This window comes from Micromonospora sp. DT63 (genome assembly GCF_049841615.1).
GTDB lineage: Bacteria > Actinomycetota > Actinomycetes > Mycobacteriales > Micromonosporaceae > Micromonospora.
Genome location: NZ_JBNCKQ010000014.1, coordinates 1 through 13,262, shown reverse-complemented (window position 1 = coordinate 13,262; position 13,262 = coordinate 1). Strand labels below are relative to the sequence as shown.

Here is a 13,262-nt window from a genome sequence, read left to right as displayed (position 1 = left end):
CATGATGGTGCCATGGACCTGAGGCCGTACGTCGAGAACCTGCGCAACGAGTTCGCTGTGGCCGCCGAGGGCGTCGACCCGGAGGGTCGGATGCTGGCCGAGCGGCTCTTCACTCAACTGGAGGCGGCGACCCACCTCACGCTGCTCGAGGCGCTGTCCGACGCGGCCGACGAGATCACCCGCGATCTCGCCCCCGGGTCGGTGCACGTCCGGCTGCGGGGGCGGGAGCCCAATTTCGTGGTGACGCCAGCGAGCCCGCCGGCGGACAGCGCGGATGCCGTCAGCGAACCGTCCCCGGCGCCGGCGCCGCTGCTCCCGCCCGAGGGCGACGAGGGCGGCACGTCCCGGATCAACCTCCGCCTCCCCGACCATCTCAAGGCCAGCGTCGACGGGGCCGCCAGCCGGGCCGGGCTGTCCGTCAACGCCTGGCTGGTGCGCGCCGTCGCCGCCGCCGTCGCGGCCGGCGGCACGGATCGCCAGCCACCGCGCCGGTTGGAACCACCCCGGCCCGGCCAGCACGTCACCGGCTGGGCGCGCTGACCGCCGCGCCCCCTCTCTGCTTCCGCTCGCCTTCGCCACGCACCTCTCGGGAGACCACCATGCCTGTTTTCGAGACACCAGAACCGATTTCCGTCCAGGTCGAGCTGCCCGTCGGGGACGCCTGGATCGCCGCGACCGACCGCACCGACACGGTGGTGCAGGTGCGCCCCCGCGACCCGTCGAGCAAGGCCGACGTGAGCGCCGCGGAGCAGACCACCGTCGAGTACGCCGCCGGGCTCCTGCGGATCAGGGTGCCGAAGAGCTGGCGCCGGTACGGCTTCGGCTCCGGGCCCTCGGTCGACGTCCTCATCGAGGTGCCGAGCGGGTCACGGCTGCATGCCGAGTCGGCGTGGGCCGCGTTTCGCGGGGAGGGGCGGCTCGGCGAGTGCCGCATCAAGACCGGCAGCGGCATCCGACTCGAGGAGACCGGGCCGCTGGAGATCGACAGCAGCCACGGCGAGGTCGCGGTGGAGCGGGTCACCGGTTCCGCCCGGGTGAAGGCCTCCTCCGGAAAGGTGCGCCTCGGCGCGGTCGACGGCACCGCGGAGATCAAGAACTCCTCCGGCGACTGCTGGATCGGCCGCAGCGGCGGTGACGTCCGCGTCAACACCGCGTACGGCGACATCGCCGTGGACGCGTCGACGGCCTCGGTGACGGCACGCACCGCGTACGGCAACGTCCGGCTCGGCGAGGTCGTCCGCGGGTCGATCGAGTCCCACACCTCGTACGGCGCGATCGAGGTCGGTGTCCGGAGGGGCACCGCCGCCTGGCTCGACGTCAGCTCCCGGCACGGGCGCGTGCACAACGCGCTCGAGTCGACCGACAGCCCGGCCGAGACCGACGAGACGGTCGAGATCCGCGCGAACACCTCCTACGGCGACATCACGATCCGCCGTGCCTGATCCTCCGCGACCCCCACCACAAATGAGGAGACCATGACCAGCAGCAGGAAACCCGCGATCGTCACCACCGAACTCCGGAAGTCCTACGGTGACAAGGTCGTGCTCGACGGCATCGACCTGATGATCACCGAGGGAACGATCTACGCGCTGCTCGGCCCGAACGGCGCCGGCAAGACCACCACCGTGCAGATCCTCTCCACCCTGCTGCGGGCGGACGGCGGCCACGCCCGCGTCCTCGGCCACGACGTGACCCGGGAGCCCGACGCGGTCCGTGAGCTGATCGGCGTGACCGGCCAGTTTTCCGCAGTGGACAACCTGCTCACCGGTCGGGAGAACCTGAACCTGATGGCCGACCTGTGCCACCTGGACCGGGCAGAGGGGCGCCGGCGGATCGCCGACCTGCTCGCGCGGTTCGATCTGGCCGAGGTGGCCGACAAGCCGGCCTCGACGTACTCCGGTGGTATGCGGCGTCGGCTCGACCTCGCGATGACCCTGGTCGGCGACCCCCGCGTCATCTTCCTCGACGAGCCGACGACCGGCCTCGACCCGCGCAGCCGCCGCGCCATGTGGCACATCATCCGGGCCCTCGCCGCCGAGGGCGTCACCATCCTGTTGACGACCCAGTACCTGGAGGAGGCCGATCAGCTCGCCGACCGCGTCGCGTTCCTCGACCACGGCCGGCTGATCGCCGAGGGCACCCCGCACGAACTCAAGCGGCTCATCCCGGGCGGTCACGTCGTGTTGTCCTTCGCCGACCAGGAAGGGCTCGACTCGGCGGCCCGTACGTTCGCGACGGGCACCCGGGACGACGCCGCGCTCACCCTCCAGGTGCCGAGCGACGGCGGGGTCGGCTCGTTGCGGTCGGTCCTCGACCACCTCGACCGCGACGCGATCACCGTGGCCGGCCTCTCCGTGCACACCCCCGACCTCGACGACGTCTTCCTCGCCCTCACCGGCCGACCCGACACCCGGGCCGGGCGGTCCGGCCACGAAAGGGCTTCCGCGCGATGAGCACCCTCAACCTCGCCCTGCGCGACTCGAACACCATGCTGCGGCGCAACCTCCTGCACATGCGGCGCTACCCGTCGCTGACCCTCATGCTCATCGGTCTACCCGTCATCCTCCTGCTGCTCTTCGTCTACGTCTTCGGCGGCACGCTCGGCGCCGGCCTCGGGCCCTTGGGCGGCCGCGCCGACTACGCCAACTACGTCACCCCGGGCATCCTGCTCATCACGGTGGCCAGCGCGGCGCAGGGCACCGCCATCTCCGTCGCCATGGACATGGCCGAGGGCATCATCGCCCGCTTCCGTACGATGGCGATCTTCCGACCGTCGGTCCTCACCGGCCACGTCGTGGGCAGCGTGCTCCAGACGATGCTCAGCCTCGCGGCCGTCACCGGTGTCGCGTTGCTCGTCGGGTTCCGTCCCACCGCCGGTGCCGTCGAGTGGCTCGCCGCGATCGGCGTCCTCACCATGATCACTTTCGCGGTCACCTGGCTGACGGTCGCCCTCGGACTGGCGACGAAGAGCGTCGAGGCGGCCAGCAACGTGCCCATGCCGCTGATGCTCCTGCCGTTCCTCGGCAGCGGGTTCGTCCCCACCGACTCGATGCCGACGGCGGTGCGCCTCTTCGCCGACTACCAACCCTTCACGCCGGTCATGGAGACGCTTCGGGGCCTCCTGCTCGGCAGCGGAATCGGCAGCAACGGGATCCTCGCGGTCGCCTGGTGCGCAGTCATCACGGTGGCCTCCTTCCTCTGGGCCAAGGCGCTCTACAACCGCGGCCGGACCGCCTGACCCGACGGGCCCGCGCGCCCGATCCGCCCGACCCGCCCCGGTCCGGCCCTGCGGGGCCGGACCGGGGCGCATGATCGACCTCGGTTCGACGATGTCGCGGTGTCCGGCCGACCGGATACCGCGACATCGCCGACTCCGGAGCTGGGTCGAGATCGTGCGGGCGGCGGTCGCGAAACGTCGAATGTTATCGATAACACGAGTCCGGGGCCGGGCGCGGGAGGTGCACGTCGGCGACCGGATCGCGCGCTCAGGGGCTCGGCGGCGGCTGCGGCGCGGATCATAGATCTGATCATGCGAGGGCGGCGGCCGCCGCGATGTTATCGCTGACATCGCCGATGGTCCCGCCACCGTCGCGATCGGAGCGTCCCGCCGGGGCGCGGTGGTAAGGGGCGTCGCTGTCGTCCTGGCGGGTGGGGGAGGCGCCGGGCCGACTGTCGGCCGATGCGGCGTCGGGTCGCGGTGCGGGCGAGGAGGTTTCGGCCGGCTGTCGTCCAGACGTCGCTCTTGCAGGGCTGCGCCAACCGGCCTGGAGACGCAATCGCGGCCTTTGCACCAATCCGGTAGCTACCCGCCCGACTGGGCGCGGCCTCCGCGTTCCGTTACGGAGCTGTTGCAGCTAGATGTCTTGACGGCGCTGGATGTGAGCGTTAACACTATCCCCGTTAACGGTGGAGGTGAACATGGAGCGTGTGGACGGAGCTGCCGAAAGCTACGTCGTGGGTGTCGATTTCGGCACTCTCTCCGGGCGGGCCCTCGTGGTCCGGGTTTCTGACGGTGCCGAGTTGGGGACCGCGGTGCACGAGTACGGCGACGCGGTCATCAGCGAGACGCTGCCCGGAGGTCGACAACTGCCCCCGGACTGGGCGCTGCAGAACCCGGACGACTACCGCGACGTGCTGCGCTACGCCGTCCCGGCGGCGGTGTCCGCCGCAGGGGTGGACCCCGCAGCGGTGGTGGGTATCGGCATCGACTTCACCGCCTGCACCGTGCTGCCGACCGACGCCCACGGCACCCCGCTCTGCGAGGTTCCCGAGCTGCGCGACCGGCCGCACTCCTGGGTCAAGCTGTGGAAGCACCACGCGGCGCAGCCGCACGCCGACCGGATCAACGCGCTGGCCCACGAGCGGGCCGAGCCGTGGATCGGCAGGTACGGCGGCAAGATCTCCGCCGAGTGGCAGTACGCCAAGGGTCTGCAGATCCTGGAGGAGGATCCGGAGATCTACCACCGGGCCGAGCGGTTCATCGAGGCCGCCGACTGGATCGTCTGGCAGCTCAGCGGCACCGAGACCCGTAACGTCTGCACCGCTGGTTACAAGGGCATCCTGCAGGACGGGCAGTACCCGTCCGAGAGCTTCCTGACCGCGCTCAACCCCGACTTCGGCGACTTCGTGGCCAAGCTCGACGGCCCGCTGCTGCCGCTCGGCGCCCGCGCCGGCACGCTCACCGCCCGCGCCTCGGCCTGGACCGGTCTGCCGGAGGGGATCGCGGTGGCCGTCGGCAACGTCGACGCGCACGTCACCGCGGCGTCCGCGCAGGCCGTGGAGCCAGGTCGGCTGGTCGCCATCATGGGCACCTCGACCTGCCACGTCGTCAACGGCGCGGAGGTCGCCGAGGTGGCCGGCATGTGCGGTGTCGTGGACGGTGGCATCAGCCCCGGCGCCTGGGGCTACGAGGCCGGGCAGAGCGGCGTCGGCGACATCTTCGGCTGGTTCGTCGAGCACGGCGCCCCCGCCGGCCTCGACTCGCACGAACGCCTCACCGAGCTTGCCGCCAGCCAGCCGGTCGGCGCACACGGCCTGGTCGCGCTGGACTGGTGGAACGGCAACCGCTCGCTGCTGGTCAACCACGACCTCAGCGGGATGATCGTCGGGATGACCCTGGCCACCCGGCCGCAGGACATCTACCGGGCGCTGCTGGAGTCCACCGCGTACGGCACCCGAATGATCATCGACGCGTTCGTCGAGGCCGGAGTCCCGGTGAACGACCTGGTGATCGCCGGCGGTCTCACCAACAACAAGCTCCTGATGCAGATCTACGCCGACGTGACCAAGCGACCGCTGAACATCATCGCGTCCGCGCAGGGGCCGGCGCTCGGGTCGGCGATCCACGCCGCCGTCGCGGCCGGGGCGTACCCGTCGATCCACGAGGCGTCGCAGGCGATGGGACGCGTGCACGAGGCCGTCTACACGCCGGATCCCGACCGGGCGCGCGCCTACGACGCCCTGTACGCCGAGTACCGGGCCCTGCACGACCACTTCGGCCGGGGTGGCAACGACGTCATGCTCCGCCTGCGGGCGATCCGCAACGCGGCGGTCGAGGCCGTCGCGGCCACGCACGAGGCGCCGCTGGAGGTCGTCGCATGAACGCAGAGGTGAGTCGGCAGATCGGCGAGCTGCGCGAGGTCGTCGCCCGTCTGCACAGCGAGCTGACGCGCTACAACCTGGTCGCCTGGACGTCCGGCAACGTCTCGGCACGGGTTCCCGGCCAGGACCTCATGGTGATCAAGCCGAGCGGGGTGGGCTACGACGACCTCACGGCCGACACCATGGTGGTCTGCGACCTCGACGGTGTCCTCGTCGAGGGGGACCTCGCCCCGTCCAGCGACACGGCCGCCCACGCCTACGTCTACCGCGCCATGCCCGAGGTCGGCGGGGTCGTGCACACGCACAGCTCGTACGCCAGCGCCTGGGCCGCCTGCGGCGAGGCGATCCCCTGCCACCTCACGGCGCAGGCCGACGAGTTCGGCGGGGAGATCCCGCTGGGCCCGTTCGCGCTGATCGGTGGCGACGACATCGGCAAGGGCATCGTCGCCACCCTCGCCGGGCACCGCTCTCCCGCGGTGCTGATGCGCAACCACGGCGTCTTCTCCATCGGGCGGGACGCCCGCGCCGCGGTCAAGGCCGCGGTCATGTGCGAGGACGTGGCCCGCACCGCGTACCTGGCGCGGACCCTCGGGCAGCCGGTGCCGATCGCGCAGGCCGACATCGACGCTCTCTACCACCGCTACCAGAACGTCTACGGCCAACAACCAGTCGCACCGGCAGGTCCCTGACCGTCTCCATCGGCCACCCGGGCCCGCCGGTCTGCTCCACCGACGCACCAGCACGCACCACCCGCGTACGCCACCCTCTGCTCCTCGGCGGCTCACGCGGTCCCACCACACCCAGCCAAGGAGAACTGATGAGAAAGATGCGAACGCAGCGCGCTATCGCGGTCCTCGCCAGCGTGCTGCTCGTCGGCGGCGTGGCGGCCTGCGGCAACAGCGACACCGGCGGCGGCGGGTCCAAGGACGACGGCAAGATCACGATGGGCTTCTCCCAGGTCGGTGCGGAGAGCGGGTGGCGTACCGCGAACACCACCTCGATCAAGGAGTCCGCCGCCGCGGCCGGCATCGAGCTGAAGTTCGACGACGCGCAGCAGAAGCAGGAAAACCAGATCAAGGCGATCCGCAACTACATCCAGCAGAAGGTCGACGTCATCGCCTTCTCGCCGGTTGTGGAGTCCGGGTGGGACACCGTGCTCAAGGAGGCCAAGGACGCCGGCATTCCGGTCATCCTGACCGACCGCTCGGTCGACTCGGCCGACAAGAGCCTGTACAAGACGTTCCTCGGCTCGGACTTCGTCAAGGAGGGCCGGCTCGCCGGTGAGTGGCTGGTCGAGCAGAAGAAGGGCGCGACCGGCCCGGTGAACATCGTCGAGCTGCAGGGCAACACCGGTGCCGCTCCGGCCAACGACCGCAAGAAGGGCTTCGGCGAGGCGATCGCCGCCAACCCGAACCTGAAGATCATCGCTTCCCAGCCGGGTGACTTCACCCGGGCGGGCGGCAAGCAGGTCATGGAGCAGTTCCTCAAGGCCAACCCGAAGATCGACGTGCTGTTCGCGCACAACGACGACATGGGTCTGGGCGCGCTCGAGGCCATCACCGCGGCCGGCAAGGTGCCCGGCAAGGACATCACCATCATCACTGTCGACGCCGTCAAGGACGGCATGCAGGCCCTCGCCGACGGGAAGTTCAACTTCATCGCGGAGTGCAGCCCGCTGCTCGGCCCACAGCTGATGGACCTGGCCAAGAAGGTCAAGGCGGGCGAGACGGTGCCGCCTCGGATCGAGACCGAGGAGACCACCTTCACGCAGGAGCAGGCCAAGGAGGCTCTGCCCACCCGCAAGTACTGATCGACGCGAGGGGGTCGCCGCGCTCGCGTGGCGGCCCCGCCGCGTCACCTTTACCGACCCGAACGGACCGGGCATGACCCGCGATGACCCGCGCCACGCCCGCCCGAGCCTCCCGCAGGGGCGGCCGGGCGGGCGCGGTGGGAGCGCAGCGGCCCTTCCGCGTCGACAACCCCCAGAAGAGGTCTGATGGGATGACGGATAGCCGTCCGGTCCTGACGATGACCGGGATCAGCAAGTCCTTTCCCGGGGTGCGCGCACTCCACGACGTCAACTTCCGGCTCTTCCCCGGCGAGGTGCACGCCCTGATGGGCGAGAACGGCGCCGGCAAGTCGACCCTCATCAAGGTGCTGACCGGCGTCTACGACACCGACGAGGGCGCGATCACCCTCCACGGTGAGCCGGTGTCCTTCACCGGCCCGATGCAGGCGACGGCGGCCGGCGTGAGCACCGTCTACCAGGAGGTCAATCTCTGCACCAACCTCTCGGTGGCGGAGAACATCTTCATCGGCCGCGAGCCGCGGCTTCTCGGCGCCGTCCGCTGGGGTGAGGTCCGCCGACGCGCCCGCGCGCTCCTGGCCCGCCTCGACCTCGACCTCGACGTCAGCGCGCCGCTGGGCTCGTACTCCCTCGCGATCCAGCAGATGGTCGCGATCGCCCGTGCGATCGACATCCAGGCCCGGGTGCTGATCCTGGACGAGCCGACGTCCAGCCTCGACGCGGGTGAGGTCGCGCAACTGTTCCGCATCATGCGGCAACTGCGCGACGAGGGCATCGCGATCCTGTTCGTGACCCACTTCCTCGACCAGGTCTACGAGATCGCCGACCGCATCACCGTGCTGCGCAACGGCGGCCTCGTCGGCGAGTACCCGACCGCCGAGCTGCCCCAGCTCAGCCTCGTCGAGAAGATGATCGGCAAGGAACTCGACGTCCTCGAAGGCATCGAGGAGCACTCCCGGCGGGACCTGGCCGCGCTGGAGGAGGGCACCCCGCTGGTGGCGGTGTCGAACCTCGGCCGGGCGGGCGCGGTCGCGCCGTTCAGCCTGACCATCCACGCCGGCGAGGTGGTGGGCCTGGCCGGTCTGCTGGGCTCCGGGCGTACCGAGGTGGCGCGGCTGTTCTTCGGCGCCGACCGGGCCGACGGCGGGCAGGTCGCGATCGACGGCACGTCGAGCAGCCTGCGTACCCCCGCGCAGGCCATCGACCAGGGCGTCGGCTTCTGTTCGGAGAACCGCCGAGCCGAGGGCATCGTTCCCGAGCTGTCGGTCCGCGAGAACATCATCCTCGCCATGCAGGCCGCCCGTGGCTGGCTGCGGCCCATCCCGCGCCGCCGGCAGGACGAGCTGGTCGACAAGTACGTCAAGGCCCTCAACATCCGTCCGGCGGACCCGGAGGTGCCGGTCCGCAACCTCTCCGGCGGCAACCAGCAGAAGGTGCTCCTGGCCCGGTGGCTGATCACCGAGCCACGGCTGCTGATCCTGGACGAGCCGACCCGGGGCATCGACATCGGCGCGAAGACCGAGATCCAGCGGCTCGTGACGCAGTTGTCCGACGGCGGAATGGCGGTGCTGTTCATCTCCGCCGAGCTGGAGGAGGTGCTGCGCCTCAGCCACAAGGTGGCGGTCATGCGTGACCGGCAGATGGTCGCGCAGCTCGCCAACGACGAGGGCCTCGACGCCGAGCGCATCATGCAGACGATCGCGAGTGGATCTCACCGGGAGGAGGTGGACCGATGAACGACACCATGGGCCGCTATCGGACGATGATCGGTCACCGGCTGTTCTGGCCCATCGCCGTGCTGGTCGTCATGCTCGCCGCGAACACGATCTACCGGCCCGGGTTCCTGTCCATCGAGCTCAAGGACGGGCACCTGTACGGCTCGCCGATCGACATCCTGCGGTTGAGCGCCCCGCTGATCCTCGTCGCGCTGGGCATGACCCTGGTCATCTCGACCGGCGGCATCGACCTGTCGGTCGGCTCGGTGTGCGCGATCAGCGGCGCGATGGCCTGCATGTACATCAGCAAGCAGCCCGACCAGAACAGTCTCACAGTGGTGCTGACCGCCCTCGCGATGGCGTTGGGGGTCGCGCTCGTGCTCGGCGTCTGGAACGGGGTGCTGGTGGCCGTGATCGGGATCCAACCGATCATCGCCACCCTGATCCTGATGGTGGCCGGCCGGGGCCTTGCCCAGCTGATCACCCAGGGGCAGATCATCACCATCAACTCGGGGCCGTTCCGGGGGATCGGGCTGGGTCACCTGCTGACCCTGCCGCTGGCCATCTTCATCGCCCTCGCCGCGGCGCTGCTCGTCGCCGCGTTCACCCGCCGTACCGCACTCGGCATGATCATCGAGTCGGTGGGCGGCAACGCGGAGGCGAGCCGACTCGCCGGTATCCGCTCCGGCCGGGTCATCTTCCTCGCGTACGTCGTCAGCGCCGTCTGCGCGGCGATCGCCGGCTTCATGATGACGGCAAACGTCTCCAGCGCCGACGGCAACGCCGTCGGCCTCTGGGTGGAGTTGGACGCCATCCTCGCGGTCGTCATCGGTGGCACGTCCCTCGCCGGCGGCCGGTTCTTCCTGAGCGGCACGATCCTCGGGGCGCTGATCATCCAGACCCTGACCACCACGGTGTACGCCATGAACATCTCGCCGCAGACGTCGCTGCTGTTCAAAGCGGTGGTCGTCATCGCCGTCTGCCTGATCCAGGCGCCGGCGTTCCGTGCCAAGTTCAGCCGGCGCAGAAGAAGCGCCCCGCCGCCGCGCCCCGTCGCCGACAAGCCGAAGGAGCAGGTGCCGGCATGACCACCGGATCGCTCACCGTCCCCCGCCGTACCCGGTTCCGGCTGCCTCGGCGGCAGGTGCCGGTGCTGGCCACGCTCGCCCTGCTCCTGGTGATGTACGGCATCGGCGTGTCCCAGTACACGGCGTTCTCGAACGTGCAGGTCATCTTCAACGTCTTCATCGACAACGGCTTCCTGCTCGTCGTCGCGGTGGGGATGACCTTCGTGATCCTCACCGGTGGCATCGACCTGTCGGTGGGCTCCGTCGTCGCCATGACGGCGATGGTGTCGGCGGACCTGTTGCAAAAGGGCCTGCCCGCGGCGCTCGTGCTCGTCATCGCCCTGCTCATCGGCCCGACGCTCGGCCTGTTGATGGGGTGCGCCATCCACTTCTTCGACATCCAGCCGTTCATCGTCACGCTCGCCGGGATGTTCTTCGCCCGCGGCATGTGCACGTTCATCTCCGGCTCGTCCATCCCGATCACCGACGGGTTCTGGACCAGGATGTCGCAGGAGCGGATCGGGGATCCTCGGGGCAACTTCGTCTCGATCAGCGTGTTGATCGCCTTCGCCGTGGTGCTCGTCGCCGCGTACGTGCTGGCCTACACCCGGTTGGGGCGCAACGTGTACGCGATCGGCGGTAACCCGCAGTCGGCGCTGCTGATGGGCCTGCCGTTGGGGCGGACCCGGATCGCCGTCTACACGATCAGCGGCCTGTGCTCCGCGATCGGCGGCATCCTGCTGTCCTTCTACACCCTCTCGGGCGCCCCGCTGATCGCCGTCGGCATGGAGTTGGACGTCATCGCCGCCGTCGTGATCGGAGGCACCGTGCTCACCGGTGGCTCGGGTTACGTCTTCGGCACGGTGCTGGGCGTGCTGGTGCTGGGTGTGATCCAGACCCTCATCACGTTCGACGGGAGTCTCAACTCCTGGTGGACCAAGATCGTGATCGGCGGTCTGCTCTTCGCGTTCATCCTCCTGCAGCGCCTCATCGGAATCCGTTACAAGTGACAGTTCCTCTCGTGGAAGGCAACCCCATGGCACCACAAACCCAACCCGAGATCTGGTTCCTCACCGGCAGCCAAGGCATGTACGGCGAGGAGACGCTCCGGCAGGTCGCCGAGCAGTCTCGCCAGATCGCGGCCGCGCTCGACGACTCGCCGCAGATTCCCGCCCGGGTGGTCTGGAAGCCCGTCCTGACCAACAGCGGTGAGATCCTGCGGGTCTGCCGGGACGCCGCCGCCCAGGGGGCCATCGGGGTCATCGCGTGGATGCACACGTTCTCACCGGCGAAGATGTGGATCTCCGGTCTGGACGCCCTGCAGACGCCGCTGCTGCACCTGCACACCCAGGCGAACGTCCTGCTGCCGTGGGACGACATCGACATGGACTTCATGAACCTGAACCAGGCCGCCCACGGCGACCGTGAGTTCGGGTACATCCAGACCCGGCTCGGGGTGGCCCGCAAGACCGTCGCCGGGCACGTGAGCGACCCGCGGGTGACCAGCCGGGTCGGGGCCTGGGCCCGCGCGGCGCTCGGCTGGTCGGCGATGCGGTCGCTGCGGCTGGCCCGCTTCGGCGACAACATGCGCGACGTCGCGGTGACCGAGGGCGACAAGGTCGAGGCGGAGCTGCGCTTCGGGGTGTCGGTCAACACCTACGGCGTCAACGACCTGGTCCAGGTGGTCGGTGAGGTCGCCGACGCCGACGTCGACGAGCTGGTCAAGGAGTACGGCGACAGCTACCGCGTCGGCGCCGAGCTGCTTCCCGGGGGTGAGCGGCACGACTCGCTGCGCTACGCGGCCCGTCTGGAACTCGGCATGCGCGCGTTCCTGGACGCCGGCGGGTTCCGGGCGTTCACCACGAACTTCGAGGACCTCGGTGGTCTGCGTCAGCTGCCCGGCATCGCCGTGCAGCGGCTGATGGCCGACGGCTACGGCTTCGGCGGCGAGGGCGACTGGAAGACGTCAGTCCTGCTGCACACCCTCAAGGCGATGTCGGTGGGGGTCGAGGGCGGCACGTCCTTCATGGAGGACTACACCTACGACCTGACTCCGGGTCGGGAGCTGGTGCTGGGCGCCCACATGCTCGAGGTCTGCCCCACCATCGCGTCCGACGTGCCCGACGTGGAGATCCACCCGCTGAGCATCGGCGGGCGGGAGGACCCGGTGCGGCTCGTGTTCGACGCCGCGCCCGGCCCGGCGGTGGTGCTGGGGCTGGCCGACATGGGGGAGCGGTTCCGGCTCGTGGCCAACGAGATCGACGTCGTGACGCCGCCGCAGCCGCTGCGCCGGCTGCCGGTCGCCCGCGCCGTCTGGCGGCCGCGACCGGACCTGCCGGTCTCGGCCGAGGCGTGGATCACCGCCGGCGCCCCCCACCACACCGTGCTGTCGCAGGCGGTGGGCACCGAGGAGCTGCACGACCTGGCCGAGATGAGCCGGACCGAGCTCGTCGTCATCGACGCCGACACCGAGCCGCGCCGCTTCGCCGACGAGATCCGCTGGAACCAGGCCTACTACCGGCTGGCCCGCGGCTTCTGATCCGCGCCCTCGGAGCGCCCTGACAACGGGTGGTCCATTCCTGCCTGCGGGCGGGGGTGGGCCACCCGTTCGCGTGTGCACCGGCGGGCACGAGGCGGCTGTGTTACGGCTTGACTAACAGCATGTTATCGCTCACAGTCTATAGCCAAGATGGTCGATGTCGTTGGCTGGTCCGGCCGCGCGCGCGTCCTACCCCGCGGTTTCGGCACCTCGTCGCCGCGACGGTCGGACGATCGGTGTTAGCGATCACATGGCCGGGCGTGGTCAGCTCGGTGCCCCGCCCGGTGCCGCGGACGCCGACCCAGACCGCACGGTTCGCGTCAGCAGAGGAGGATCATGCTTTCCATCGGTCGGGTTCCCCGGGGTGCGCCAGGTCGGCGCGGGTGGCTGTCGAGACTCGCCGTCGCTGCGATGACACTTGTGGTCGGTGGCGCAGCCGCGGCGGTGGCCGCCGCGCCCGCGTCAGCGGCGACTGTCGACACCAGCGCGTGGTACGTGTTGGTGAACCGCAACAGCGGCAAGGCTGTGGACGT

Annotated in this window: 11 protein-coding genes; all 11 read left to right on the top strand. The window is 70.0% G+C overall.

Going from position 1 to position 13,262, the window contains the following annotated elements:
- Nucleotides 1–12 precede the first annotated feature (12 nt).
- The 11 genes from ACLQ27_RS31235 to araA all read left to right on the top strand — a co-directional run bounded on the left by ACLQ27_RS31235 (nucleotide 13) and on the right by araA (nucleotide 12,729).
- The gene (locus ACLQ27_RS31235; RefSeq protein WP_234582859.1) at nucleotides 13–540 is read left to right on the top strand and encodes a hypothetical protein; all 528 of its coding nucleotides are present in this window, start codon (nucleotides 13–15) and stop codon (nucleotides 538–540) included.
- A gap of 59 nt (nucleotides 541–599) precedes the next feature.
- Nucleotides 600–1,442, top strand: a complete 843-nt coding sequence (locus ACLQ27_RS31230) for a DUF4097 family beta strand repeat-containing protein (RefSeq protein ID WP_234582857.1) — start codon at nucleotides 600–602, stop codon at nucleotides 1,440–1,442.
- A 33-nt stretch (nucleotides 1,443–1,475) separates the two neighbouring features.
- Complete coding sequence (locus tag ACLQ27_RS31225; protein WP_357574483.1) at nucleotides 1,476–2,453, top strand: ATP-binding cassette domain-containing protein; 978 nt, start codon at nucleotides 1,476–1,478, stop codon at nucleotides 2,451–2,453.
- Entirely contained in the window at nucleotides 2,450–3,238 is a 789-nt protein-coding gene (locus ACLQ27_RS31220; RefSeq protein WP_234582854.1) for an ABC transporter permease, read from the top strand. The genes ACLQ27_RS31225 and ACLQ27_RS31220 overlap by 4 nt, the downstream gene beginning before the upstream one ends.
- A 680-nt stretch (nucleotides 3,239–3,918) precedes the next feature.
- Nucleotides 3,919–5,601, top strand: coding sequence for a ribulokinase (gene araB / locus ACLQ27_RS31215; RefSeq protein WP_357495265.1), 1,683 nt, complete (start codon nucleotides 3,919–3,921; stop codon nucleotides 5,599–5,601).
- Complete coding sequence (locus tag ACLQ27_RS31210) at nucleotides 5,598–6,290, top strand: L-ribulose-5-phosphate 4-epimerase (RefSeq protein ID WP_234582851.1); 693 nt, start codon at nucleotides 5,598–5,600, stop codon at nucleotides 6,288–6,290. Before araB ends, ACLQ27_RS31210 begins: the two co-directional genes overlap by 4 nt.
- A gap of 128 nt (nucleotides 6,291–6,418) precedes the next feature.
- Complete coding sequence (locus tag ACLQ27_RS31205; protein ID WP_234582850.1) at nucleotides 6,419–7,411, top strand: ABC transporter substrate-binding protein; 993 nt, start codon at nucleotides 6,419–6,421, stop codon at nucleotides 7,409–7,411.
- Nucleotides 7,412–7,602: 191 nt separating this feature from the next.
- Nucleotides 7,603–9,144 (top strand): sugar ABC transporter ATP-binding protein, encoded by a 1,542-nt coding sequence (locus ACLQ27_RS31200; RefSeq protein ID WP_357495262.1) that lies wholly within the window; start codon nucleotides 7,603–7,605, stop codon nucleotides 9,142–9,144.
- Nucleotides 9,141–10,211 carry an ABC transporter permease gene (locus ACLQ27_RS31195; protein ID WP_234582848.1) on the top strand — a complete coding sequence of 357 codons (1,071 nt, stop codon included), beginning with the start codon at nucleotides 9,141–9,143 and terminating at the stop codon, nucleotides 10,209–10,211. Before ACLQ27_RS31200 ends, ACLQ27_RS31195 begins: the two co-directional genes overlap by 4 nt.
- Nucleotides 10,208–11,200, top strand: a complete 993-nt coding sequence (yjfF, locus tag ACLQ27_RS31190; RefSeq protein WP_234582847.1) for a galactofuranose ABC transporter, permease protein YjfF — start codon at nucleotides 10,208–10,210, stop codon at nucleotides 11,198–11,200. Before ACLQ27_RS31195 ends, yjfF begins: the two co-directional genes overlap by 4 nt.
- A 26-nt stretch (nucleotides 11,201–11,226) precedes the next feature.
- Nucleotides 11,227–12,729, top strand: a complete 1,503-nt coding sequence (gene araA / locus ACLQ27_RS31185; protein WP_234582846.1) for an L-arabinose isomerase — start codon at nucleotides 11,227–11,229, stop codon at nucleotides 12,727–12,729.
- Nucleotides 12,730–13,262: the final 533 nt, after the last annotated feature.

Bases quoted from the DNA above. Each gene is read 5' to 3' on its own strand.
- ACLQ27_RS31235 (WP_234582859.1), top strand. From the start codon at position 13: ATGGACCTGAGGCCGTACGTCGAGAACCTGCGCAACGAGTTCGCTGTG.
- ACLQ27_RS31230 (WP_234582857.1), top strand. From the start codon at position 600: ATGCCTGTTTTCGAGACACCAGAACCGATTTCCGTCCAGGTCGAGCTG.
- ACLQ27_RS31225 (WP_357574483.1), top strand. From the start codon at position 1,476: ATGACCAGCAGCAGGAAACCCGCGATCGTCACCACCGAACTCCGGAAG.
- ACLQ27_RS31220 (WP_234582854.1), top strand. From the start codon at position 2,450: ATGAGCACCCTCAACCTCGCCCTGCGCGACTCGAACACCATGCTGCGG.
- araB (WP_357495265.1), top strand. From the start codon at position 3,919: ATGGAGCGTGTGGACGGAGCTGCCGAAAGCTACGTCGTGGGTGTCGAT.
- ACLQ27_RS31210 (WP_234582851.1), top strand. From the start codon at position 5,598: ATGAACGCAGAGGTGAGTCGGCAGATCGGCGAGCTGCGCGAGGTCGTC.
- ACLQ27_RS31205 (WP_234582850.1), top strand. From the start codon at position 6,419: ATGAGAAAGATGCGAACGCAGCGCGCTATCGCGGTCCTCGCCAGCGTG.
- ACLQ27_RS31200 (WP_357495262.1), top strand. From the start codon at position 7,603: ATGACGGATAGCCGTCCGGTCCTGACGATGACCGGGATCAGCAAGTCC.
- ACLQ27_RS31195 (WP_234582848.1), top strand. From the start codon at position 9,141: ATGAACGACACCATGGGCCGCTATCGGACGATGATCGGTCACCGGCTG.
- yjfF (WP_234582847.1), top strand. From the start codon at position 10,208: ATGACCACCGGATCGCTCACCGTCCCCCGCCGTACCCGGTTCCGGCTG.
- araA (WP_234582846.1), top strand. From the start codon at position 11,227: ATGGCACCACAAACCCAACCCGAGATCTGGTTCCTCACCGGCAGCCAA.